Source organism: Mucilaginibacter sp. OAE612 (assembly GCF_041806395.1).
Taxonomy (GTDB): Bacteria; Bacteroidota; Bacteroidia; order Sphingobacteriales; family Sphingobacteriaceae; genus Mucilaginibacter; species Mucilaginibacter rubeus.
Genome location: NZ_JBGMUW010000001.1, coordinates 2,659,393 through 2,684,397, shown reverse-complemented (window position 1 = coordinate 2,684,397; position 25,005 = coordinate 2,659,393). Strand labels below are relative to the sequence as shown.

At 41.5% G+C, this 25,005-nt stretch carries 29 protein-coding genes; 4 read left to right on the top strand and 25 right to left on the bottom strand.

The window, feature by feature from the left end:
* Positions 1-22 precede the first annotated feature (22 nt).
* The 24 genes from ABID99_RS11205 to ABID99_RS11090 form a co-directional block, all read right to left on the bottom strand.
* The gene (locus ABID99_RS11205; RefSeq protein WP_373613748.1) at positions 23-1,141 is read right to left on the bottom strand and encodes a plasmid transfer protein; all 1,119 of its coding nucleotides are present in this window, start codon (positions 1,139-1,141) and stop codon (positions 23-25) included.
* Positions 1,142-1,151: 10 nt separating this feature from the next.
* The gene (locus ABID99_RS11200) at positions 1,152-1,940 is read right to left on the bottom strand and encodes a hypothetical protein (protein ID WP_373613747.1); all 789 of its coding nucleotides are present in this window, start codon (positions 1,938-1,940) and stop codon (positions 1,152-1,154) included.
* 4 nt (positions 1,941-1,944) lie between these two features.
* A complete protein-coding gene (locus ABID99_RS11195; protein WP_373613746.1) occupies positions 1,945-2,616 on the bottom strand; it encodes a hypothetical protein in 672 nt (223 codons plus the stop codon).
* Between the two features lie 6 nt (positions 2,617-2,622).
* Positions 2,623-3,279, bottom strand: a complete 657-nt coding sequence (locus tag ABID99_RS11190) for a hypothetical protein (RefSeq protein ID WP_373613745.1) — start codon at positions 3,277-3,279, stop codon at positions 2,623-2,625.
* The gene (locus ABID99_RS11185) at positions 3,276-3,944 is read right to left on the bottom strand and encodes a hypothetical protein (RefSeq protein ID WP_373613744.1); all 669 of its coding nucleotides are present in this window, start codon (positions 3,942-3,944) and stop codon (positions 3,276-3,278) included. Before ABID99_RS11185 ends, ABID99_RS11190 begins: the two co-directional genes overlap by 4 nt.
* Before the next feature lie 17 nt (positions 3,945-3,961).
* Positions 3,962-6,421, bottom strand: a complete 2,460-nt coding sequence (locus ABID99_RS11180; RefSeq protein WP_373613743.1) for a TraG family conjugative transposon ATPase — start codon at positions 6,419-6,421, stop codon at positions 3,962-3,964.
* Positions 6,393-6,698: a DUF4133 domain-containing protein gene (locus ABID99_RS11175; RefSeq protein ID WP_373613742.1), complete on the bottom strand. Its 306-nt coding sequence runs from the start codon at positions 6,696-6,698 to the stop codon at positions 6,393-6,395. Before ABID99_RS11175 ends, ABID99_RS11180 begins: the two co-directional genes overlap by 29 nt.
* Complete coding sequence (locus ABID99_RS11170; protein WP_158993902.1) at positions 6,695-7,009, bottom strand: DUF4134 domain-containing protein; 315 nt, start codon at positions 7,007-7,009, stop codon at positions 6,695-6,697. Before ABID99_RS11170 ends, ABID99_RS11175 begins: the two co-directional genes overlap by 4 nt.
* A gap of 42 nt (positions 7,010-7,051) precedes the next feature.
* Positions 7,052-7,381: a DUF4134 family protein gene (locus ABID99_RS11165; protein WP_158993900.1), complete on the bottom strand. Its 330-nt coding sequence runs from the start codon at positions 7,379-7,381 to the stop codon at positions 7,052-7,054.
* Between the two features lies 1 nt (position 7,382).
* Positions 7,383-7,724: a hypothetical protein gene (locus ABID99_RS11160; protein ID WP_373613741.1), complete on the bottom strand. Its 342-nt coding sequence runs from the start codon at positions 7,722-7,724 to the stop codon at positions 7,383-7,385.
* On the bottom strand, positions 7,721-8,110 hold the full coding sequence (locus ABID99_RS11155) for a hypothetical protein (protein ID WP_373613740.1): 390 nt from the start codon (positions 8,108-8,110) through the stop codon (positions 7,721-7,723). Before ABID99_RS11155 ends, ABID99_RS11160 begins: the two co-directional genes overlap by 4 nt.
* A complete protein-coding gene (locus ABID99_RS11150; RefSeq protein ID WP_373613739.1) occupies positions 8,107-8,742 on the bottom strand; it encodes a ParA family protein in 636 nt (211 codons plus the stop codon). The genes ABID99_RS11155 and ABID99_RS11150 overlap by 4 nt, the downstream gene beginning before the upstream one ends.
* Before the next feature lie 17 nt (positions 8,743-8,759).
* Positions 8,760-9,971, bottom strand: a complete 1,212-nt coding sequence (locus ABID99_RS11145) for a relaxase/mobilization nuclease domain-containing protein (RefSeq protein WP_373613738.1) — start codon at positions 9,969-9,971, stop codon at positions 8,760-8,762.
* Position 9,972: 1 nt separating this feature from the next.
* Positions 9,973-10,392, bottom strand: coding sequence for a plasmid mobilization relaxosome protein MobC (mobC, locus tag ABID99_RS11140; protein WP_373613737.1), 420 nt, complete (start codon positions 10,390-10,392; stop codon positions 9,973-9,975).
* A gap of 186 nt (positions 10,393-10,578) precedes the next feature.
* Positions 10,579-11,178 carry a hypothetical protein gene (locus tag ABID99_RS11135; protein WP_373613736.1) on the bottom strand — a complete coding sequence of 200 codons (600 nt, stop codon included), beginning with the start codon at positions 11,176-11,178 and terminating at the stop codon, positions 10,579-10,581.
* Between the two features lie 183 nt (positions 11,179-11,361).
* Positions 11,362-11,658, bottom strand: a complete 297-nt coding sequence (locus tag ABID99_RS11130) for a hypothetical protein (protein WP_373613735.1) — start codon at positions 11,656-11,658, stop codon at positions 11,362-11,364.
* Positions 11,659-11,955: 297 nt separating this feature from the next.
* Positions 11,956-12,927 carry a toprim domain-containing protein gene (locus ABID99_RS11125; protein WP_373613734.1) on the bottom strand — a complete coding sequence of 324 codons (972 nt, stop codon included), beginning with the start codon at positions 12,925-12,927 and terminating at the stop codon, positions 11,956-11,958.
* A 30-nt stretch (positions 12,928-12,957) separates the two neighbouring features.
* Positions 12,958-13,233 carry a hypothetical protein gene (locus tag ABID99_RS11120; RefSeq protein WP_373613733.1) on the bottom strand — a complete coding sequence of 92 codons (276 nt, stop codon included), beginning with the start codon at positions 13,231-13,233 and terminating at the stop codon, positions 12,958-12,960.
* The gene (locus tag ABID99_RS11115; RefSeq protein ID WP_373613732.1) at positions 13,202-13,741 is read right to left on the bottom strand and encodes a hypothetical protein; all 540 of its coding nucleotides are present in this window, start codon (positions 13,739-13,741) and stop codon (positions 13,202-13,204) included. Before ABID99_RS11115 ends, ABID99_RS11120 begins: the two co-directional genes overlap by 32 nt.
* A 274-nt stretch (positions 13,742-14,015) precedes the next feature.
* On the bottom strand, positions 14,016-14,297 hold the full coding sequence (locus ABID99_RS11110) for a hypothetical protein (RefSeq protein WP_373613731.1): 282 nt from the start codon (positions 14,295-14,297) through the stop codon (positions 14,016-14,018).
* 203 nt (positions 14,298-14,500) lie between these two features.
* Entirely contained in the window at positions 14,501-15,181 is a 681-nt protein-coding gene (locus tag ABID99_RS11105) for a hypothetical protein (RefSeq protein ID WP_373613730.1), read from the bottom strand.
* Between the two features lie 145 nt (positions 15,182-15,326).
* Positions 15,327-16,268: a response regulator transcription factor gene (locus ABID99_RS11100; protein ID WP_373613729.1), complete on the bottom strand. Its 942-nt coding sequence runs from the start codon at positions 16,266-16,268 to the stop codon at positions 15,327-15,329.
* The gene (locus ABID99_RS11095) at positions 16,255-16,827 is read right to left on the bottom strand and encodes a GNAT family N-acetyltransferase (RefSeq protein ID WP_373613728.1); all 573 of its coding nucleotides are present in this window, start codon (positions 16,825-16,827) and stop codon (positions 16,255-16,257) included. The genes ABID99_RS11100 and ABID99_RS11095 overlap by 14 nt, the downstream gene beginning before the upstream one ends.
* A gap of 282 nt (positions 16,828-17,109) precedes the next feature.
* Complete coding sequence (locus ABID99_RS11090; RefSeq protein WP_188832052.1) at positions 17,110-17,484, bottom strand: helix-turn-helix domain-containing protein; 375 nt, start codon at positions 17,482-17,484, stop codon at positions 17,110-17,112.
* Between the two features lie 138 nt (positions 17,485-17,622).
* On the opposite strand from ABID99_RS11090, the gene ABID99_RS11085 reads away from it, so the two are divergent.
* The 4 genes from ABID99_RS11085 to ABID99_RS11070 all read left to right on the top strand — a co-directional run bounded on the left by ABID99_RS11085 (position 17,623) and on the right by ABID99_RS11070 (position 22,671).
* On the top strand, positions 17,623-18,321 hold the full coding sequence (locus ABID99_RS11085) for a hypothetical protein (RefSeq protein ID WP_373613727.1): 699 nt from the start codon (positions 17,623-17,625) through the stop codon (positions 18,319-18,321).
* Positions 18,322-18,595: 274 nt separating this feature from the next.
* Positions 18,596-20,092 (top strand): HEPN domain-containing protein, encoded by a 1,497-nt coding sequence (locus ABID99_RS11080; protein WP_373613726.1) that lies wholly within the window; start codon positions 18,596-18,598, stop codon positions 20,090-20,092.
* A gap of 274 nt (positions 20,093-20,366) precedes the next feature.
* Positions 20,367-21,701, top strand: a complete 1,335-nt coding sequence (locus ABID99_RS11075) for a hypothetical protein (RefSeq protein WP_373613725.1) — start codon at positions 20,367-20,369, stop codon at positions 21,699-21,701.
* Positions 21,702-21,900: 199 nt separating this feature from the next.
* Positions 21,901-22,671, top strand: a complete 771-nt coding sequence (locus ABID99_RS11070; protein ID WP_373613724.1) for a hypothetical protein — start codon at positions 21,901-21,903, stop codon at positions 22,669-22,671.
* Between the two features lie 260 nt (positions 22,672-22,931).
* Here ABID99_RS11070 and ABID99_RS11065 read toward each other — a convergent pair whose 3' ends face one another.
* Positions 22,932-25,004 (bottom strand): UvrD-helicase domain-containing protein, encoded by a 2,073-nt coding sequence (locus tag ABID99_RS11065; protein WP_373613723.1) that lies wholly within the window; start codon positions 25,002-25,004, stop codon positions 22,932-22,934.
* Position 25,005 lies beyond the last annotated feature (1 nt).

The window sequence follows — 25,005 nt, the reverse complement described above, 5'->3', positions numbered from 1 at the left end:
TTAACGGTTAATAAAGAGGTTATTAAATCTTGGCGATCATACGGGTAACTGTCGCTCCGAGGCTGGAAGCGCCGCGTCCCATAGTAGAGGTTGCCGAGGTAATACCTGATGTCGACACTATCCAGGTGGATATGCTTGGTACTGTCAACATCGTTAAGCCGCCTATCAAAAAGGTTACTATGACCATTCCAAAGGATAAAATACCGTTGGAGGCGAACCAGCCTAACTTCTCCATTGAGTTCCCTGCCGAAGTGTCCAGTAATTGCTGGAAACGGGTAATTTCAGCTTCCATTGCAAACTGCTGAAATTGCGTGGCGATATAGAGTACGAGGTAAGCTATCCCGCTGTACAGGTTGACGGATATAAAGCGGGCGACCCATGTCGTGAACGAATCCCGAAAAGCGGGCATAATACTGACTGCGACGGAAAACGGCCCGAGTATAATCAGTATCGTTGAAAATATGATCTGTATAAAGAATATGATGTAAACACATATTCGTAATATCCAAATGGCACAAGTTTCCAACAGGGATGTGACCAGTAACTGAAGCCCGACCTGCAGCCGGTTTCTTAATTCAATAATCGGGTTCCATATTTGAGCAAAGCCATCTTTGACGGCGGAGGTGACAGATTCCCATGCTTTCCCGTACCAGGTGGTAGCCTCATTGCTGGCAACTTCGGTTTGTGCCTGCATACTCATCAGCGAGTCGGCTACCGTTACCATTAATTGCGCCCGTTGCACCCGCAGGTCGTTTAACTGGGTTTCGCTGCCGTTAAACAGGGCGTTGGTTTTGCTTTCGATGACGTCCGTTGGAAAGGCCACTACTTTCGTGAAAGTTCCCCACCAAAGTATTACCATGACTAATCCGAAAGGCCGAAGCAGTGGCATGACTTCCAATTGCTTATCTCCCGACATCATCTCGTATGCCTTTAGTGAAAAAAAGATGATCATAAATATGGCAGCAAGCGCCTGGGCATCGGCGATGAACGTATCGTACTGCCCCCAAATACTGGCTTTCATAGCTTGCAAAAAGTGCATGATACCATCTTCATAAACACCGTTGCCTTGCAAAAAATTAAAGGTGTCCTTAAACGAATCAGATACGCTGACCGGCTGGACTTGTAATAACATACCGAGCATAAATGATGAGTTAAAGTTTGTAATTGGCTAATATTTCATCCGCGATTTGTTGGTCTGACTTGTAACCAGCCGGAATGTTGACAGGAGTTGTGGCGGGCGATTTCAGGCTTTTAGCCTTTTCGCTCAGTGCGAGGAAGGTACCAGCTTGCTGCTTTTTCGTTGCCCAGGCCGCATTTAGCCTGCGGTATTCTGCCAGCAAACGATAATAGGTTAAAATGCGCGAACCCCGGTCAAGTGTCGTCGTTCTCGCCGTGTTGAGCCGTTCGGAAAGGCTATGCGATTGTTCAAGGTACCAGTTGTAAGTACCGCTGCTAACAAGATAATTTTGCACTTTGGATGATACGCCGCTTAACAATTGGCTATCCTGCTGGTTAAGCAAATCCTTAAATTCCTTACTGTAATATAAAAGCCACAAAGGATCTGCGGAGGATACCAGACCCGAATAATTGACGGCTTCAGATACAGCGGTATTACGCAGCGTATCGGCCTGTAATTTATAAGCATTGTCGGTATTCTGCATGGCGGCGACAAGTGCCAACCTTTGGGTCTGCGGGCCTGACGGACCGAGCGGACGGAGATCGGTTTTATGATAGTTCGGGAACCACGCCCAGGTCAACCAATATAGCGGGTTGAGCCAAAGAAAACCATGGGTCGGGGTAAAATCATTTTGATTCCACTGCTTAAATACCATGCGTTCTTGCTGGTATCTAACCGATTGATCGTTGACATACATTTGGGCAAAAGTGTATTTGCCCAGGCATAGCAATAGCATTGCTATGATGGTCATTCTTTTAATCATAAGCTTATTGTTTTAGTAATTGATACTGGAGTAATAGCTGGTCAGCCAGGTGGGTGTCCTGATTGATAAATCCCTGAAAGGGATCGGCTGATTTGATTACGCCGTTCAGCTTCGCGAAATACATGGTTTTGTAAATGCTGTAAGAAAGCGCGCGCATAACCTGCAAATCAAGGATCACCTTGCGCAATAAAAAATCGCGCTTTTCATAATCCATCAATACGTTGTCGCCCTCCTTTAAAATAAAGGACGATACCTCGGATACCAGGTTGATGCCCCGCGTTTTCATTTGCTCGGCATTCTGCTGGGCGAATAATAAGAGTAAGGGATCGGCTTTGGCGAGGTTTGTGATCTGGCTACATTGTGTCGTGATATCGCCAATGATTTCCGCGACCTGCTTAACGGCCAGCCCGTCTTTGAGTGTGCCGTCAACAGTAGCAAGAGACTGGTGGATCATATCCTGTACCAGTACAACCGAACTAACGTTAAGATTAATATTGTCCAAATCCTGCTTGATTTTACTCAGCGAATTTTGGTGCGTATTCTCTGCGGCTTCCCTCGTCAGGCCGTTCTCATTGACGATGGCAAAATGCTGGGCATCAAAAATGATAGTTTGGGCGTAGGTTTTCAGGCCGCCTGTTACGAACAGGAATAGGCCGATCAATAATTGTTTTTTCATAATTTTTCATTTAAGGGCTTTGGCGTTCCGCATAATGTCATCTACCAGATTTTTATCCTGGTTGATAAAACTGCCGAACGGGTTGCCCGATTTGGAATGGAGTTGATTGTTAAAATTGATAATAGAATTTAGCAGGCCGCGCGATGCGCCGTCGATGCGTCGTAATTCGGTGACCACATAGCTGAATAGCATCTTGCGGTCACTGGCTTTCATTTGGTTTACATCGCCGATACTTAAAATCAGCCCGGCGCAATATTCCGTTAATAGGGTGGCCTGATCAGCAAGGTCAGCTTCAGAATTTGCAGCCAGCAGGATCAAAACGGGATTGCCCTCGCATTGGGCGATAATTAGTTTTTGCTGGCTGATAATTTCATTAACCAGTGGAGCGGCTTCCAGCCCGATCTCACCTGCATCAATCACCAAGCCGAGCGTATGAAAGCGGCTTTGAATATTACGGTAGGTGGTTTTCAGGGTGGTCATCTGCGATTTGTTCACGTCCTCGTTGGCGGTTACCGTTGCCTGATTCGTTCGGGCGTTTGTTTGACGGTCGTGTTCTGACTGGCTTTCGGTAACCAGCTGGTCAATCAGTTCAACGTTGGTCTGTGCAGAACCCATTTTTACCAGCAGTAACAGACCCAGGCTTAAATAAATCAGCTTTTTCATTGCTTCAGGGTTTTAGAGTTCTGGATAATGTTGTCGCCGATCTGCCGGTCAATATTGATAAAGCCGGAATAAGGGTTTAACGAATTCAGGATGCCGCGCATTTTGGCATAATACATCGTTCGGTACATGCCATAAGCCACGCCCCTGATAATGGATAGTTCGCTGACTATGCGGTTTAGCAGCTTGGCTCTTTCACCGCTGTCCATTAAGTTGCTTTGTCCGCCCTGCAATATGAAGGTGCTTACCTCGGCTGAAAGTGCGGTCGCCCTGGTCTTAAATTCAGTAGCCCCTTGTTGAGCAAATAGCAATAACACCGGATCACTTTGGGCGAGGGTGGCGGCTTTATTGACGTCGGTTACAATGTCGCTGCTGATCTCGGCAATATCCTTAATGGCCAATAGGTTCGACATGATGGAGGACACCTGACTTAATCCTTTGTAAATATCCTTTTGTAAGGAATTAACAGCAGTTAACTGGCCGGTGACGGCAAGCTGGCCGGTTTGGATGAGCGTTAATTTATTGTTAGTAGTATTCAACTGCCCGTTGATGATGCCCGAATGCACTGCCATTGCCGCCGCTGTGGTTGGGTCGACGTAGACTGCCTGGGCTGAAACTTTCGCGGCGCTAATTGCCGCAAGGATGATTACGAAAAATAAAGATTTCATGGTTTTGAGTTTAATGTTTAAGCCGCATTTTGAGATAGCGGCCCCTGCTTATTCACTTGTTTCACAAAAGCTTCCAGCTTCAGACCTGATATTTGCAGGTCATTTACAAAGGCGGTTAATGCTGCGGGATAATCATGGAAAATGGCTACGTATTTTTCTACCGCACTTTTCTCCGGCTTTTCGGTTGTATAGGTCAAATACTGGAAGATGGATACCTCTACGCCATAAACCTCGCCTGTATTTCCCCTGCGGATATAAACCTCTTTGAATTTTCCCCGTCCGTCCTTGTTATCCAGTTGGTTGATGGTAAAGATTTTCTTTTGTTCGGTTTCAGACAGCGATAAAAGCTTGGCGATCTCCTGATAGTTGTCCTTAAACCGGGATTGGTCAAGCAACATGATAGTATCTGAATTACTTAATATACTGTCCTTTACTACCGCGTTCCCTAAAATGTCACCGAGTTCCTGGGTAACCACTATTGCTTCTCCCCAAAACTTGCGAACCGTTTTGTACAAGTACAATAGATAACCTGCCATTAATGGAGATGCAATGGCTTTCCATGCTTCCTCCACGATCAGGCATTTGCGATGATCAGACCGGTAACGCATTTTCTGGATGAACACATCCATAATAATGAGCGTGACGATGGGAAATAAAATGCGGTTTTCTTTTATGGAATCTATTTCAAACACTATAAACCGCTCAGTAAACAGTGACTGGTCAGCCGCCTCGTTAAGTATGCTTTGGAACTCGCCGCCTTTTGAAAATTTTTTGAGTACATAGCGGAACTCGTCCACGTCAAACGGAATGCGTTCTTCCTGCTTGATCTGAGGTATTTTGCTTAGGGCAAAATCATAAAAGGTATTAAAACAAAACGGATAATCTACTTCCCCAAACCCATAGCTATAATAAGCACTGATCACATTGGAAATCACATCCCTTTCAACCGAGGAAATACTTCCCTCGGCACCTTTCCATAACAGGCTGATGAGCGTTACTAAGAAGTCCTTTTTTTCTATATTATATTCAGCCTCCGTGATCTGGAAGGGGTTCATCGTGATGGGCTTTTTGTCGGTGTAGGTGATGTACTTGCCGTTATAATAACTGCACAGGCCGGAGTAAGAATGCCCGGTGTCCACGATCACCACGTCCATGTTATAAAGAAGGTATTGTTCGGTCAGGGAATTGATAAAGTACGATTTACCCGAACCGCTCGGACCTAAACAAAAGCGGTTTCTTGCGCTTATCCTGTTTTGTCGCATCGGCAGATCTGATGGGTCAATAGCTACTGGAATGCCCTGCCGGTCAGTGAACCTTACCAAAAAATCGGACGGGTCATCGGTCAGCAGGGCTTCCTTGAAAAAAAAGCAAAGGGCTGCATCAGAGGTGGTCAGGAACCAGTCGTATTTCTGTAATTCGACTGCATTACCCGGTAAAACAGAACGGTAAAGTTCCATTTGGTTATAGGCGTTTTTGGAAGGGATAATTCCTTGCTGAAACAGGGCGGCCTCAATATAATTTGCTGCCCGGCTTATCCGGTCATCCTGGGCGCAGACCATAATATTAAAATGGGCGTTGACCAGTAACTGGTTATCCCTGGCTACATCGGCCAATAACTGGTCGATGTCTTCGACGCATAGGTTATTAGCCGGATCGGGTACACCGGAGTGACGTTTGCGTTTCAGTTCCAGTTTATTCAGCGTTACTCTTTGCTGCGGAATTTCCAGCACTTGATTAAAGATGATGCAGTCATAGCCGGGCACCGTGTGCAGGAAACTAAAATTATCTACCGGCAGCGTACTTTTGGTTTGGCCTTCCTGCTTTTCAGTATAGGTAGCGACTTGCTCCGGCAGATCTATCAGGTCGGTATCGATCAGGCTGATACTCCGAATTGTGCGGCCACCCATTTTGAGTTCCTGGTCAAGTGAAAGCAAATTATCGAGCGTGATCAGGTCACTGGAAAACGACATACCCAATATCCGTTTGACATATTGCTGAATATCCTTTTCTTCCAATAAGATGGGCTGCAGACCTGCGCCTGATAACAGGTCGTTTGTTTTAAGCACCGACTGTTTGAAGTCGTTAAGTGCTTTGTGATCGAAAACATAAAAGGTGTTTCGCTTCACCTGCCGGGTAATGACGAGGTAAGTGTAAATGGCCGTGTATTCCCTGCCCTCAAAATGCTGGTGATATTTTTCCTGTAGGAATTCGGGGGCGGCTTTACCCTGGTATTGTTTCCGGCAAAAAACATCCTGCTTTTGGATAATAAAACCTTCGCCTAAAATTTTTACGAGGTTAAGCAGTAGGCCGTGATAACTGTTGTAGCCGTCCGGGTCAGCAGCATATTGAAGTACCGGATTTTGAATTTTAAAAATAACTGAGTAATCGCCGCGCAGGCCATATAACAAGCTTAACGCGTTATGTTGGTCTATACCCGCATACGGCAGTTCAAAGGAGTTTTTCTGATGGGATGCCATGGGATTGAAAATTGACGGGGTGAACAAAAACGCCTTTGTGGCGTGACTTGGAGTGGAGGCCCCCTTTCTGTTTTTGGAAAGTGTAAAAGAGTCCGCCTGCAATGGTGATGATGGTAACGGCACCGCCTAAATACATGCTGGTTAGTGCGCCAGTTAAGCCACCTGAAACCAATCCGATAATCAGTGAGCTGATTCCCCAGGCGATGAATTTGCCTTTGAAGCCTCGATAAATAAGGGGCTTTTGAAGCCCCTTATAAATTGCGTACTTGCGTATCATACCCCGAAAAAGGCCTTGATGACTACAGAAACCAACACCAGGAAAAGGCAAGATCCGCCCCAGCCCATGATCTCCTTGTTGATATCCTGATCCCCTGAGTTCCACTTGATGTAAACCCGGACGCCGCCGATAATACCGACCACGGCACCGATGGCGAGACAAAGTGTCGAAACAGGGTCTACATAACTGGTAAGGGATGAAGTGGCGGCATTGATGCCTGTCGTACCACCTCCGGTTTGCGCGAATGCGCCTTGTGCTGCCAAAGTTACGGACGCAGCTACTGCTAACAGTTTCTTGTTTTTTACTGTCATAAAACTTAAAAAATAAAAGGGTGAATAAAAAATGATGGATTGTTAAATCCCGTAAAGGGCTTTGATGAAGATGCCTGCGAGTATCAAAAACAGGCAGGAACCGAACCAGCCGATAACCTGGGCATCAATCGGATGATGGTGCCGATGGCCTCTAATCTGCCAGTTGGTGTAGACCCGCAAACCGCCGATGATACCAGTTAGCGCACCGATTACCAGTACCAAATCTGAAAGGCTGAAATACACACTGTGGAGTTGCTGCGTAGCCTGGTTAAAATCATCGATACCGGGCGGGTCTTGGGCGTACGCCTTAAAAGTGAAGGCAAAAAAAAAGACAGCGAGTGCTGTCTTTAAAATCAATGATTGATTTTTCATGTCAATAGGGTATTGCCTTGGTGTATTGCAGCAGACCTGCCTGGGCAACCTTGATCAGTTCTTTTAGGCTGACCGCACCTGTTGATTCCAATACAGGTGAAGGATAAGCTGGTGCAGTTTCCTCTGGCCCCTGTTGGAGTGCCGTAGCAGGGTTTACCATCTGCTCAGGCTCGTCATCATAGACAATAATTTCGGGCTGGGACTCTTCGGAAAAAAACAGGATGTCCTGATCAGTTTCTCCGCCGGGTGCTTTCTGTTTCAGGTATAGGTCGGCTAAAATGTTGAAGGCGTAATAGCCCAGGTAAATGCCAATGAGCAATAGTATAAAATGGTTCCAGTTCATAATTCAATGGTTTGCAGGGATGCTTTGATGTAATTAATTAATTCTGGGCGCTCTTTAAAAAAGCTGTCGAGGCTGTAAGCGATCAGTTTGTTCATGTCGATGCTTTTGGTCACTTTAAGTTGCTTGAGCATAAAGACCGTGCGGCCATCCAACCGGATCAATAGTTTTTCATTTCCGGTTAATTCGTAGGCGGTCAGTTCTGCAAATAAGGTTTCCAGCTCTACTGGCGGTTTTTCGGGTGGCGGCTTACCGGCTTTCTTCTTGACGGGTTTATCCTGATTGTTAGCGTTGGGTTGACTTTGCTTTTCCGTTTCGGGTTCTTCGATGCCGGGTTGCTGGCGCATTTTTTCCCTCAGTTCGTCGGCTAATGATCGTATTTTAGTCATATTGCCTCCTTTTTAAACAGGTATTGTTCATAGATACAATTGAGCGTCGGCAATACGACCGGATACAGGATCAACGGCGTTTGAAAGGTGCTGATGCGCTGGAAGTCGATCCGGTCGGGAAGGCTTGGAATGATGGGGCCAAATTGACGTATCACCTTTTCCACTTCGGCCTGGGTTTCGTATTTTACCGTTTGTTTGATCCGGTTAGGAATAAAGATCATTGGCGCACGGTTATTGATCCGGCGCACCACCATGGCAAAAAGGATGGTTGAGTCCACCGTAAACTCATCATAGGCGAAAGGGCATATAATAAAGTCGGCTGCTGCGATTGCCGGGATCAGGCCGTCATCATCCATCTTGCCCGGCATGTCTAAAATGGCGATATCCTTTTTCTTCTTGTTGATGACCTGTAGCAGATCCGGGAATTGTTTCAGGTCGGTAGGCACCACGTCATAAAGTGGTTCATTCTCCAGTATTTTTGCTTTTTCTGCTTTAGCCGCGATAGATTGCTGATAGTCCATATCCAGTATGGTAACCGGATGCTGATGGATGGTGGTGAGGTAGTTTGCCAGCAGTAGCGTAAGCGTACTTTTCCCTGCGCCACCCTTTTGGTTGCCGATAAGTATGATCATAAAATTGGTTTTAAATGTTAGCGGGTGTTGGTTCTTGCCTTGCGTTTTCTTTTGCGGTTCCGGCCATTGATCTGCTCATCGTCAATATCAGCAGCTATATCAATTCGCAATGGTGGTACGGTGATACCTGATGTCTGAAAACCGGCAAATTCAGTGTGATAGTTTCCGGCATCATCAGCGTACCAATCCTCCGGTTCATTGCCATAATTTTGCTGTGGCTCTAAATCATCAAATTCAAGAAATTCCGATACCTGGGCTGGTTCGTTAGTAATAGTAGGATCACGCTGTTCAGGTGCGGGTTTAATAAACTCTGCCAATGGCATTAGGTCGCCGCCCTTATACACAGCATTCTTAGCATGGTCAATTACTGTATATCCATAAGGTTGTTTACCATCCTTGGCGTGGAAAAAGATTTGAAGGCCAAAATCCCTTAGCAGCATTTTGCTCAGATCGGAAGAATAACCGGTCGTCTTACCTTCACCGCCTCCTGCCAGTTTACTTGTTTCAGGAAAAAGTTCAGGGTTAAAATCAGGCCGGTATTTTTCGATGATGGCTCGCAATTGCTCTATCCGCTTTTTATTTTGCTGGTGATCCGCAATACGTTCATCAACTTTTTCAACGGGCAGGCTATCCAGTTTTTTACCGAACTTGAAGATTTGAAAAATACCATCTTTCAGATTTAGGGTATATCCTTTTACTTCAAGCAACATCATGAACTGCGCCCTTGAACTGAAGTTGTAGGTTAAAGCACAGTTCTTATCTTTTTGTACCTGCAAGTTTTCGTCAAGGCCCATAACTTCATTTAATACCTGATAGCCCTTAATTCTTTCATAACTATCCTTAACCTTTTTGCCATCCCTGCCGATGCGCGTGGATACCAGGTGTACGTGGTTATTTTGAGTGTCCTTATGAAAAATAATCAAATAAGGGTGGCTGCCATAACCCATTCCCTCCAACCACTTTTCGGCAATACCAGTTAACTCCGATTTGCTGTGATCCCTGCCTTTAGTTGAAATAGTAACATGCAGCTGTGGGTAAACAATGCGTTTATTTTTATCGGTTACTGCCTCCAGGTAATTGACATAATCCTCTGCGCGTGGGTTAGAAAGCCCGGCTAATGCGCCGAAATTCTTTACCTCCATCAATTCACCTTTATCCAGCAGCATTTTGGCAAAACTGTACCCGACACCCTTAAAAGAAGATGCAGGCCTTAAAAACTTAACGATCATATCAGCCCCGGATTAGACGTATAATTTGCCGGAGCGATTTTTCGGTATCGTTACGGATTCGGGCATATTCCCGGAAAAGCAGGTTAAACTCTCTCACCACCATCTCATCGAGCCGTCCCCGCTTGTTCAGAATGTTTGCGTGCCTGGCCAGCTGGTTAATGTTATTGCCCGCCCGGCCTAATTCTGCGCCCATTACATCCAGCCGATTTAAAACTTCGCGGGCGTTAACCAGTTGTTTATGCTGGCTGCCTAACAGGCGGTGCCGAATCAGGTCTGTATGGTTCATCCCGAGTTCCTTCTCCAAAGCAACAAGTTTGTTGTATTCATCCTCCGTCAGCCTCGCCCGGATGAAGCGTTCCTTTTTTCCCTGTTGTAATTCGGGTCGCCCTGGTTTTTTAAAAGGCTTGCGGGGTTGATCCATCGGCTTATTTTTTTAAAAGGAAAACCAAGTTGCGTAGGTTTTCCCATCCCATGCCGCTTTGCGGCAATGGGCAAGTAAGTTTTTGTGACACAAAAACACAACTTGCCGCTTGTAAAACAAACGGGGACTGTATAAACAGCTATACGTATATGCGGCTATATTCAGGCGCTGGAAAAAAAAGCCCTGTTAAAACAGGGACAGTTGTACCGAATTTATTTGTGCCTGTTTAATGGCATTCAGCGTTAGCAGGATAACGCTTTGCTTAAAATTGGTGGTGTCGGTATGGCCGATAACGGCGGTCATTTTAGCCTTTAGGTCATTTAACCCGGCTGTTAAGGCCTCCAGACGGCTGTTGAATTGCTTATCGTAAACGGAGATATGCGAACCACCGCCAGCCAACCCGTAATTATAATCCAGGGTATAAGTCCAGATAGGATTTTGCCCCCGGCCTAAATAAAGAATACTGTGTTCGCTGAACCTGACAGGATTCCCTAAAATAATATCCTCCCGTTCCAGGAACTTTGGTTGGATAAACCAGCCGTTTTTATCAAAACCTATTTCCGTAAAGCCAAATTCCAGTCCTTTACGGTAGGCATAAACATTCATAGTCATGTGCCTTAAATCCTTTCCAAAGCTGTTAAACCAGTCTAATTTCGTTTGGTCTGCTTGTTTAACCGCTTCGAGCATTTCGTTCAATAGCTGTTTTTCATAAGGCACAAGGCAGCTTTTGTTGATGTAATCCGTAATTACGTTTTGCGATTGAGGGCTTAAAATCAGATTTTCCATAACATACATTTAGTTTTTTTATGCAGGTATGAAAAGCGTTTGCCTGACCTATCAAGGGCCGTGATGCAATCGCGGTTTATATACCCTTGACGGGTCAAAAGGCAAAATGCTATACCTTTGCATACTTAAAAAACTAAATGGTTAAGGAAAGCTGGCCTGCAAAAAGAAAAATATTACCGGATATCAATCAAGTAGTTTGTCTTCTAAGGATTTGACCTTTATATCCGAGATTCTATGCTTCTCCTTCAGTTCCGCAATTTGCCTGCGGTATTTTTCGCATTTGATCCGCAATTTGTGACTGCCGTGTAGGTGTCCCATCTTCCAGCCTTCCGAATAAGAGGACGTTTCATAAAATTCTGTTGGGTCAAACGGCGCATAACTGCCTGAATGCCATTTAAGGAAAGAATAATAAAGGTATCGGCCTGAAAAATAAGTGAGAGTAACGACAATGATTTTTGTCCAGGTGATGGTGATTTCCATAAGTCTTAATGTTTATATGTGAATATGTAACTGTGCAGATAGCGGTATAGGTAGCTATACCAATAGAAGTCTATCGGACTATATAAATAAGCCCATAGCTGTTTAGCTATTTATACCTATTGCTGATTAGCTGAATATTTATCTATATAAATATTCGGATAGTTGAATAAATAACTAAGTGGATATATAACTAAAGAGATATTCCTATAGCTGTATAAACAGCTAAGCGTTTATATAACTTACTGTCTATCCAGTTAGCTGTATATTGGTATATCCGTATATATAGCTATAAAGTAATTACCTGCGCAGGCTGGTCTTTACCAGGTTATTGGTATCGGCTGCGGGAAGGCGGTAGAGATTATCCAGTTCGGATACCAGCCTTTGATTATAATCCTTGAAACTGGCATAATTTGGAGCGCTGTTGTGGGTAAGTGGGTAGGCGTTTACAAAAGTCCGGCTTGCATTTTCACCGGCCTCATCATTGTCAAAAAAGATTGTTCTATCATTAAAATCTGAAGCCCGTTTGATAGCCGCTTCGATGAATGTAACCCCATTTAACAAAATGACTGTTTCACCGTCATCCTGTTGTTCAAACTTCCAGCTGAGGTAATCGATCATTCCTTCAAACAAGGCCAGCCGATCAGAGTCACCGGGAATTATGGTTAATCCCTTCGGGCCGAGGCATCCTTTAAAGTAAGGATTGTTGACCTCCCAACCACCATTTTCATTTTTCCAGCCTGCCGAAAAAAAGTATTTGCGGAGTTTTTTCTCATCCTCGATATAATAATAAACCTCCTTTAAGTGCTGATGTGCAACCGGCCATATGGCCCTGGATTGCAGATAGTTTGTAATGGCTGGGTTATTACCAAGATCTTTTACTTCTGAAATTTTATAATTAGGTATTTTGGTAGCTTTTCTTGGCCGAAAGTTTTCCCGGCTGGTTACTGGTGCAATACCTGGTTCAATATTACAGGTTTCATTTATTCGCTCCAATACATCCCTAAAGCCGAGCGGATACCAGTAAGCCAGCGCAAGGTCAATCACGTTGCCGCCTTTAATGCCCGATGGATTAGCGCCACCCCAATCGTACCAAACACCGAGTTTGTCATCAACACAAAAAGAGGGTGTGCGTTCTTCACGCAGCATACTCAAATAAAAAAGTTCTTTGCCGGATTTGTAGGCCGGGTGATAGCCCAACCGGGCCAAAAAGTCAACCGGGGAAACCTGTTCCCTGATTTCCTGCGCATTGTAGTTAATTAATGTATTCATTTTTTTTGCAATTTGTAAATGGGTCAAATCCTACAGATAGCGTAAAAGTTCAATGGATTTGGCTATCGCCGCTACTTCCAGCCGATCAATGCGCCAAACGGCGGAATGATCCCCGTCTTTGCGTATGGTAAGTATTCCTTTTTCAGCCCAATTTTCGATATTGGCCCGCCCGTATTTTCGGAATGCTTCCGACTTTTTGAGGTAGGGTTTCAGTTTACCTACTTTGGTTAGCGCCTGGATCGCGCCCATTTCGGCAGCTTCACGAATAATAAGTTTAAGCTGCTGCGTTGATAGGGTCAACTCCATCGCCAGAAGATTTAATGAGTGTTATTTGTTCCCGATCAAAGCATACCGTTACTGAATTGAATTTGAGCGCTCTCATTTTGGCTGCGCTTAAGAATTCAGGGTAATTCAGGATCAGAATGTTGGGATAATATTGCTTATGGAAATACCGCCAGTAGAGGTAAGTGGTAAAGTCCTTGAAAATAAAGAGATTGCCGGGTTCACCGGGGATAAAGGTCATCCCTTTTGGACCAAGGCAACCAGTGTAATTAGGATGCCTGATTTCCCATCCTCCATTTTCGTTTGGCCAGCCAATGGCACAAAAGTCCCTCCGCTTTTTATTTTGGTCCACTTTATAATAGTAAACTTCCCGAAGGTCGGCGGTCACCAGTTGCCACAATCCTTCCGTTTGCAGGATTGCACGAACGGCTGGCGTATCGCCCAACGGAAGCGTTTCGTTAACCTGATAATAAGGCAGTTTAGCCGCCTTTCTTTTCCGATAATCACGGTTTTGCTGGTTATTTGTATTCATAATATTATTGTCTAAATGGGAACCGGCAATGGGCAACGAACCCAAACAATTCACTTTTACCGGTTGATAAAAAATCCGGGACTACGTGCGTTGGCCTGTACAGACCATGCCCAAACGGGCTGCCCAGGGTTCGCTGTTGTCCAGTCCCGCCTGTGCTTTTGCATAGCACGGGTTGCTGTAGCTGCTTCCTGATTCCCGGCTCAATGCCGGGTAATGCTTCATCCCATGATGTCAAAAAACGTTCGTTAACCTGCCCGCCGAAGCGGGCGAAAGTTTATCTGTCCGAAACTGGCAGATAGGTTCCGCGATTACTGGCCGCTGCAATAGCTTCCAGTTTTTCGCGGTCAATCCCCGATTTTGAGATATAGATTTGGCCTTTTAAAGGTTTGAATAAGCCTTCGGAAATCCAGCGGTCAACCTGTGAGCGGCCATACAGCCGGTAGGCTTCCGCCTTACTGACCATCGCATTTTGAGAGCTTGTTTCTGATAGCGCTTTAGCGGTGCCACCGGTAACAGATTCAAGAAAAATACGTGTCAGTTCAGCCTGTTTCATCATTATCCCTTTGGTGATTATGGGAGCAAAGAACATCGGATTTGGAATGCCCAAAAAGCGCAATTTTTAGCTGCGCCCTGATTTGCGCCCTTGCGTCTTGCTGATTTTCAGGGCGTTATTTTGAGGTGGCTTTTTTAATTTTTTTTAAAAAATATAAAAAAGCCCCACCGAAAACGGGAGGCTTTCAAATGAAAACGGATTATGCGTTAATAGCCCTTAATTTTTAAAATGAGTTTTTCCAGGGTTGCGATGGCCACTTCCTTGTCGCTCTGTTCGATATGGTAAGTACTTTTGCGCATACTATCCCAGGAAAGGTTTTTGTTCTTATCGGTAGATAGGTATGGAACAACTGAACGAAAAATTACACTCATAGAACTGGCCAGTACTGTTTTGGTATCATCGGCGGCCTTGAGAATAATACCGATCTGGTCGGCGCTAAGTTTGCATAATAATTTAGAAACCACCATACGCTTAGCTGACGTTATGCTATTATCAACCCCGGTTTCCGTTATATATTTACCATACCTTTTTTTAAAGACGATGCCCATATTTCGGATATAAAAAATAATGGTTTCCCCTGTTGTGGCTAAAGGGTGGCCTTCGGGGTATGCGGCCAAGTTTTCCATTGCTTGCCGTTCCAGCAGTATCAGTGAATCATAATATTGCGTGACAGTTGCCTTTATTTTCTTGGAAGAAATAAGATAAAATGTGCTCGCTTTTAGATTCCTTAATACACTTTGCAATTCCTGGTCGAATTGGCCTGCAATAATTTCAAGCTGTTGAAATTCTAATTCAACTACATTTGTTTTTTCCGGGTTTAATGTCACCTCCACCACCTCATCCAACCAGGCATAAGGATAGGCCTGTCCCCACGTTTTCTTATACATTTATGCGCCTTTCTGTTTTTGTCGTTTTGCGTTATCTTTTTAATTATTACGCAAAATAGATGTAGAATAGGCCGTTGAGCAATAGGGGATTTCACTCATATAACAGAATAGGTATAAACCACTATGAAGATTTTATCGCGATATTTTAGGATGGAAATAATTTATGGAGCAGCGCTACCTTATTTTTTACGCTTGTTTTTTCATAAATATTCTGCATGTGATTTTCAACGGTTTTCCCAGCTATAAAAAGTTTATTCGATATTTCCCGGTAGGTTAAGCCTTCTCTCACCAAAAGCACAATTTCAATTTCCCGATTAGTAAGTTTGTAATAGCGGAACATTTCCTCAAGATTATTCCTGTGGGCACCCCCCGTATTGAATTCCAACAACTGTTCGTATTCAACTCTTGCATTTCTGATCGATCTTGAAATAAAAAGAATACTTAGGATAACAATTCCTGTATTTGTGCATAAAACCTCGAGAAGCTGACTTGATTCTACCAACCCGAAAAAAGTCAATGAGAGCCACGGAATAACCGCGCAATACATTGCGATCTCCTCTAAATATTGATTTTTATTTCTTTCAGTTTCATGTTTTTTTCTTATTGCCTTAAATATCACCCAAAGTAGTATTACTGCGTAGATGAATGGAACAATCATCCCAAATTTAATATCTACGTTAAGCTTTCCGTTTATAGCGTAAACAATGACAAAGAAAATTAAATACGGCAACATTAAGAATAGAGGAACCCCGTACAATGCATGCCAGCGCAAGGTTTTTAAATCGAATGCTTTATAAAAATAAAACGGGAAAAAAGATGCCATCAAAAATCCACTTCCATAAGCTATCATTAACTGGGTGGGGACAGGAATATTGATTTTGGGATCGGGAAATAGACCTCCAGTAATATTATAAAATTGAAAAAGAAGAAGTAATAAAAGATACCATAAGCGCATCTTATCCTGCGGCCGAAACAAATAATAAAGTATCTGGAAAAAAAACATGCAGAATTCCAGCACTATAAAAATGAAGGTGACAATGTGAATTTGCGTACCGAACACCAGCATAATTCCCTTAGTTTTGATCAACTTTAAGGAAAAAAAGCGTGTAACCCATCTCTAACTTTGCATAAATCTCAAATCCAAATCGTTTGTACCAAGGTAGGTTTATGACAGTTGATGTTTCTAAAAATACAGGCAAATGTTCTTTCGTTTTCGCCTCTATAATTTCAGTAAGCAATTTGCTTCCAATTCCCGTATGCTGTGAACTTGGCATAACTCCGATAAACCAGAGGTAAGCCATGTCGATTTTCGGTTGCAATTTTTTTATTGCAGCCTCCCGTTTTAAGGCTTTAAAAATGCGCGTTACTCCGATTGCCTTGAAGATTAAATTGATGTCCAGCCAAATAGCTTTAAAACTAAAATGCTTTTTTTGCGGATATAGAATTAACGCACAAGCGTCCATATCATCGGAAAGGTATATACTACCAAAAAGGTAACATTGCTCAAAAGAATAATCCATTAGAGCTTTTATTTGGGTTTTATTGTGCTTCTCGCTTATGATATAATTTACGCTTTGATTGTCGTAAAATGAAAGGGTTAGAATATGAATGACAATTTTTTTGTCATTGTAAGTGGCTTTTTTCATAGAATAAGTAGGCGGTTAAATAAAATCAAATCGTTTTTGGCTTAGACTTAACTAAACGTAAAAATAATACGCTATTATATAATAATACGCTACATAAAATGATTTAAGTTGCCTTTTAGTTAATAAACATCTATATAATTTACCTTTTAATGACGATGTTGGAGGAAACCGTTGGACAAACGGCAGTAAAGTCTATTCCTTCAGTTAGAAATAATTTGATAAAACAAAAAGCAGGTATTGTTGATACCTGCCTTTTTTAGAAGTTTTAAAAAAGTACGAGCTTTACTTTTTTAAAAGGTCATTTTTCTCTTGTTCGCTTTTCAACAACCGTTCATACAATTCCACTACCTTATCTAATGGATTGAATGTACAATGATGTTGGCTGATATGGTTTGCACCATGATTGTTTGACCCCTCATAATTATTTTGAATATTGTAAATTACAGCCTCATCGCTATAGTTCTTAATTGCTTCGGAGGATACGCCCAACGCATCGGCAATCTTCTCTAATATCTCATCCTCAACTTTCTCACTTTGTTCAATTTTAGAAATAGCCTGCTGGCTAACACCGAGAAGCGTAGCTAAAGCTTCTTGCTTCATACCGATAATTTCTCGCACCCTACTTATTTTTCGCCCAATCTTTAAAGTTTCTGCCATGGTTAAAATTACCCTTAAACTGTAAATGTACAAAACATTGCATTTAATGTAAAACACAATCATTAATGGTTCGGTACATTATTCACTAATAATTCTTTTGTCTCACCAGTCAAAACAGGCAGGTAGTAAGTAACAGTTATGAATTTTGGCCAGGTCGCACCATGGGAGAATTACCCTAAATATTTAAACTTTAAAGAGATCCAGAACCCTTTGCTTGTCTTGGACGAGTTTTTTGGGGATTGGGTTGAGATTCATTTGGGCGAATTAAAAAAATGGAAAAAATACGCATTGAGCAGTAAGGTCTATCGGGGTGAAATGCACGGCCCCGGTGAATTGGTTTTCATCCATGACCGGAATATCCGTCTACTCGAAGCCTGTTATTTGCTTCTGTGCAGCTACGAATATGGCTATGGCAAACGAAACAAAGTAACTGATGCCATCCTGGAAAAGGGGCAACAAGAATGGGCTTTTTTTCCTGATAATTTATCCAAATCGGAATTGCTTGATCCTTATAAGCGGATTAAGAAGGTGTTCAAAAAAGCCAACCTGGAGGACTATCGCGAAAATTTGAAAGAATGGATGCTTTTTGCATTGTATACCTTGCCAATTGATGAGGGAGAATTGAGCATTGGCATGACAAACATTTATGAAAATATGTGTAAGTTATACTCTGCCGCATGGATCATTAATCAGGTTGAAGGCACTGACCCAAGACTTAATGACGAATACCGGAACAGCCTCACACCATTAGGCAAATTAATATTGGAGGCAAATCACAGTGCCCCGTCGACAGAGGCTGATAGTAAGGCAGCGATGGTTCGGCTGAAAACTAATTGAATCACCATGGCTTTTGCGGGTTTGAGTTGTGCACCGCTTATCAAGATTTAGAAAGATGCTTTTTGTTTGACAGCCAGGACACAGTAGTGTAAGGCAGCAAATGTGCTGCCTGCATTGCTGTCGTTAAATAGACGTATTGGAAGATTCTTATTATCAAAAGGTTTTATTATACAATCAAAGAATGGTAAAGTACAAACATCTGTGGTTCGGTACACCAATAAGTCATTGTTCCTTTGCATTGTTGGTTAATGAAAACCCAACTTAATTGGATATTATGGATTACGAAAATATAGCACCATGGGAACATTATCCAAAGCATTTGCGCTTTAATGAAATTCAAAACCCGCTTTATGTCATTAGTGACTTTTACTCAACTGGCTGGCCAAAGGACCATAAAAAAAATTTAAAAACATGGCGCTATTACGTAACCCACGAAGGATATTATAAAGGTAAAGATGGACATGGGCCAGGGACGTTATTATTTGAGTATGATATGAACCTAAGATTTATTGAGGCAATGCATCTTTTACTCATTGATTACAAACGACACTCATATGATTATAAAATTGCAACACCAGAACAACTAAAAGAAGAACAAAAAAAATGGGCCTATTTCCCCAAAAATCTCTCTGATGATGAACTTGCAAATCCTTTCATTGCAATAAAAAAATCTTTTAAGGTTTTAAAACCCCAACATTATAGAGATCAATTACATGAATGGCTTCACTCATCGTTATATAATATTCCATCAGATGATGTTCTAAATGCTGGTGACATAATTGTAGTGTACGAAAGCTTATTGAAACTATATGCCGCAGGGTGGCTAATCCATCAGCGCGAGACAAAAGAAGTTTACCTTGAAAAATCTTTATTAAGCCAAGCTAAATTGGGGACATTGGATAGGGAAAGCATAGACGAGGAAATACAATTACAACAAATACATCCCGAATTAACTGAGGCTCAAAAAAGACAATTAGAAGAAATCCGAGACCTTATAATCAAGCGAATACCATGTGTGAGGATGATTGTGGCGTTGGGAACAAGTAACGACCCTTTTAATTACTATCTCGCGGTTCTAATAAACGACAATGAAAGAACCCCGGAACATGAAGTAGGCAATAAGATTGAAGATCATTGCAGATTTCTCGCCAACGTGTTCACATTTGTTAGCAAAGAAAGCAGCGCGCGAAATGCAGTTTTGGCTGGCAAACGTTTTTGGAATATTGTAATGCTGAAAGGTATTAAAATATATGAGGGCAAAAATGTCAAAATTCCGGAGCCACAAGATATTTCAAAAGATACTTGGTTGGAAAGAGCTAATCATGACTGGCACAGATGGGGGCGACAGGGAAAAGAATTTATGAAAGGTGCTACGTACTATATTGCAGAAGGGTCTGATACCCTCGCATTATTTATGCTACATCAAGTTGTTGAAAATAGTCTTATGGCAATCATTAAGCTGTTTTTAGGATATCGTCCATCTGCGCATAATTTACGTCGGATGCTAACTATTACTTTACTTCTTACACCGAAACTTGCCGAAATTTTCGATTTGGAAAGTAAAGAAGGCTCGCAACTCTTTTCTATACTTCAAACCGGTTATTCAGATGCTCGGTATAAAAATGATTTTCAGATTGACGGGACAATGTTACCATTATTGCAACAAAAAGCCGAATCGACTTTGATAACAACAGAAAATATTTACAAGCAATTCATTACAGGTATTACGAACCAAGAGACAAAGGCTGACACCCCGTTGGAAGGCAATTAAGCTGGGTGATTTTAGGTCACTCAGTTTATTGCCCACGAAATTCGCTAGGACGAAAGGCAAAAGGCTTGGGGCATTATTTACGCCCCTCGCTTTAATGCCAACGAAATTTAAAAGGCACCGCCAAGCGCCCGAGTAGTTAAGGGAGGTGGTTTATTTATCAGGCCACCTTACCTGGCTACATTAAAGACCCGGACACCTGTGAAGGAAGCAGTAGATTAGGCAGGCGGTAGTACCAGATACCGTCTTGCCTACTACTTGCTAAAAAACAATAAAGATGAAAAAAAGCAAACTCAAAGCTACTCTCGAAGATTTATATAATGAGTTATATTTTTACAAAATTGCGTTTGAGAACAGTAACCAAATATTAACTCAGGAGGTTTTGGAAAAGCATTTTCTAAAACCAATAATATTAAATAAGTCGATAAAAAAACTTCATAACGAATTCTTTAGCTTCAATACTGGGGTAATAGGGATTGCCCTAAAGGATAAGGAGACCCTTGTTCAGAAATTTTATATTGGAATTGAAAAAGACGCTATCTATGTCGCATGCAATTGTGGCATGCCGTCGCAAGAACTATGTGAACACGCCTTCTACGGATTAGGGAGGTTTATAAAAGGGCATAGTGGCGATTTTAAGTCCTATTATTGGCCAGGCATCGAGATCGATAATCACGGCTTGTGTAAATATTTAGACATAAAAATTTCTTGGCATGAAATTTCAATTCATCCAAAAAAAGAATTAGGTCGCTTGTTTATTACAAATCGAGGCTTTGACGAAATTGATCGCATTTTATTTGATGAAAAACGCTCACAGATTAGCATCAAGAAAAATGCATACGAAAAATTAATTGGTTATCATTTTATTTATAATGCAAACCAAGGAGAACGTGGGCATTGTCCCTTTCTAATGCCATTTATTGGAATTGCAAACAATACAGACGATATCCTTTCTTATGAAACGTATCTGATGATTGACGATAGATCAATTGGCGATATTCCTTTAACAAACGATCAAATACTGCTTAATGACATTTGTTATAAAATGCTGAACTTGGCATTGTCAACAAGAGGGGATAGAATAGACTGCTCGAAAGATAAGTTGTCACAAAGCCAAATGGTCGAAATACTTGAGCTATGGAAACAAGCTATCCCATTAATAAAAACACAGCCATACGTCAAAGGAAGTTATTCATTTGGTATGAGGAATCTCCCTGAAAAACCAGGAAAAAAAGATATCCAGGATTTCAAAATAGATAAAGGCACATTAAGTATTTCCTTTTTCTTAAAAGAACATGAAGACTTCTTTACGCTGGAGCCTACAATATATGTTTACGAGAAGGACATCACAGCGTCTTTCTGTAAGTTCCCTTTTTTTATTGTCGATCCTCTTAGACCAAGCTACTATCACTTCCATTTAGTTGACAATATTCAAGATGATACTGTCTTGGAATGGTTTACTTTAGGTGGAAATAAGTTGACCGTTTTAAAACATGATTTTGAGGAATTCAATAATAAATTTCTCGTCAAGATCAGAGAACACTATGTGGTCTATCATCTGCCTCTCAAATCGAGAAAAAAAAGTTTATTAAAGAACCAAGTTGTTTTATAACCTCAAACAATGCCATTTGGTACCGCCAGGAATGAAGGCGAAGCAGTTGAATTCAACTGCTTGCCTTCTTAAATTTACCTCTAAAAGAAAATTTCTCAGGCCCCAGATTGCGTGGGGGGTGATTGAATAGCAGTCACCCACCCATACTGCTGGATAAATCAACAAACTGGTATCTATGAAAATATTTGAATTAGTATAATTGAAAGACATCCGTAACTTTGATAATATGGCGTCATTAAAGACATATTTTATTATGTTAAAGCTACTTTTAAGCGGCTACAGAGAAAACCACCAAAAAGAGGAATTATATCTGCACGACGCACTAAGAAAGGCCGAGTCTGAAGATGATTTTAAGAATATTTGCACTGTGCTTGGTAAATCCGGCGGCCTCTTCTGTGTTCCTACGCTAATGGCTTTTTCAAAAGAAAAGAATGCTAACAAAGCAAATGCTGCTATTAATACACTTGTACAAATTCGTGAAAGGGTAATTGAACACGATAACCCAGATATGAAGGACTTCTTTTCACCGACATTTTGGCAACCGCGTTGGATTGGAACCAAAGAACGGTTTATTAGTTATGTCGCTTGTATCGCCGGGATTTTCGACAAAGAAGATCCATTTGATGGTGCTAATTTAGATGAAACGGCTGAAAAGTTAATGTGCGAGATACAGGTTGATCTCTATCCTCACGAGACTTTTCGTGAGTTAAGATTGTGCTCGCCTGGCTGGGAGGCAAAAGATGATTTTGTGAAGCTATTAACAGAAATTGAAAGCGACGCGCTTATGCAAAATATGTTTTTAGATCTTACAATCAAAAAAAGCCCCGAAGCTTTATATGAAGAAAATATGGTTAATATGCGGTGCGATTATCTCTTAACAAGGTTAAATTTGCATGTTGATTATCACACTATACATTATTTGTTGAAGGTTGCTGAGCAGTTAAATCGACCAACTAAAAACACAGACTAATTGACTTTTTTATATTATAATAATTGATATGTGCTATTAGATGGCCATATAATTTGCCGATACACTTTGCACGGAGCACTGGCGTCAATGGAATTAACCCCATTTGCCAAAAAACATTACAGTTGTGTTTTGTCAGTCGGCTGAAAATAAGAATTCAGTTTACGACTAACATATTATTGTTTGCTTAGTAAATACTTAACCTCCACTTTTACACAAATTTAGACGTATATTCAATTCAATGAATCTAAATAAAATGTAATTTAAAACCAGCTACTTTTTTCCCCAACACCTGTAATTATTATAGATTGTATGGCCCTTGAAAAAACCACATAATAAAGAGATCTTTCCTGTTGGTCATATGAATCTCGTTCTCTATCAGTCAGATTAGAGTAGTTAGCAAATTTATAGGGTACACTTAACTCAGACATCCCTTTAACAAAAACGACTTTAAATTCATGCCCCTTCATATTATGGAAAGTCGAAACGTTTATGGCGTTGATATTTTGTTTTGCGCTATTGAGGTCTAAATATTTAATATTTGCTGAATTAAGCGACTTCTTAAGATCGTCTAAACCACCATTCGTGCGTGAGCACAAGCAAATTTCGCTTGGCTGTATTACACCGCCACCTATATACACTTTCAGCTTGTCCAATATGAATTCATCTTCTTCCTCTGGCGTAACAAATGTTTGATAAAAAGGCTCATTGCCATGCATTAATGATAGATAGCCTTTTAAGTTTTCATGATTTCCATCGAAATCATCCACTTGCAAATTGGATACGACTTTCATTGCAAGATGTTTTATTTCTTCGGTTGTTCGATAATTGATTTTTAATTTACGACTTCTTCTTCCCCTTACAATGATTCCCGATCTTGCGAAATTAAGCGTCCTTTTATATATGTTTTGATAGGGATCGCCAACCAAAAACATATCATTTTCCTTTTCTTCAACCAATGATCTCAACAAACTCAGCTCCGGGTTACTAAAGTCCTGGATCTCATCACATATTAAATATGAATATGGTTTGGTTTTCTGTTTTCTAAAATAGTCAGCCAGCAAATTGCATAATTCTAATTTAGAATAATTTCCTGCCTTTTGTTTTTTGAATTCTTCAACTACCGCCCAAATATCGATTTTGTCTTTTTTGCCAATCCGGGAGTTTCGACCAATTCTCGAAGCAGTATTATATTCCGCTAAAGACGATATATTTTGGGGTAAGATTATCTCATTATATTCGGAAAAGAAAAATTCTACATCAAATTGAGATGGATATTTTTCCAAAGACTGGCTCCAAATCCCTTTCTCTTGTTCAGCTGAAAAGTAACCCACTTTAGAGTTAGATATTCTGTATTCAGAATTATTGGCTAAGTCAAAGATCAATTTGTCAATATTAATAATCTCGACCTGACTTTCTAAGAGACCTAAACCCTTTATGGTGTCCTGCAAATACCCCGTCAAACTTTTGGTGTAAGTAGTAAATAACACAGGACGATCAAAAATTCCGGCATTGTCAATAAGGAATTTTGCGCGGTGTAAAGCACAAACAGTTTTGCCAGTACCGGCCCCACCGGTTACCTTAACCGGGCCATTAAAATTGCGATAAGCTAAGGTGCGTTGACTTGGGTGCAAAAAGATTTTCCATTTTTCAAAGCTGCCATTCAAAACTTCTTCCAATTGCGTATCGTCTGTTAGTATAAACGCATGTTTCAAAGCATTGCTGCTTTCCATAGGATTTTCATTGGTTTTACCAGCCTCAATATCTTCAAGTATTTCTTGAAGCGGAATCCCTTCTGCTATATAAAACAAGTATTCATATAAATCTACCGGCAGATTGTTTTTGCAATTGTTAAGATCATCAACAGACGATATCGATCTTATTAAACCTATCATCTGTTCAGGAGCGCCTATTGACAATAGATTAGCATCGGTCAGATTGTCAAAAAGTGGCGTTTCCTCCTTAACAAACGCTTCTTTAATAACTTGTTCCTGGGGTTGTTCAAAAAGCTGAAAACCCTGCGTTTCAAGGTTCCATTTGAATATTTTATTTTTCGCCCAATCCATCGCTTCGTCATGGTTATCAACCCAGAGCAGATGATACCCATTCCCCTTTTCAGGAGCCTGGACTATAGCCCTGTATTTATCAGTAACGCGAACGGTTCTTAAGCTCTGATCAGCAAACGAACTTATTTTTTCATAGTTAATTGCGGATGATGTGGGGTTTTCTCTGAACTTCTTCAAAAGATCCCTTGTTTGCTTTTGAATATGTTTTGGCAATGAGGAAAATGAATCAAAAAATGAGTCGTGTATAAACAGTTGTATATCGTGATTCATA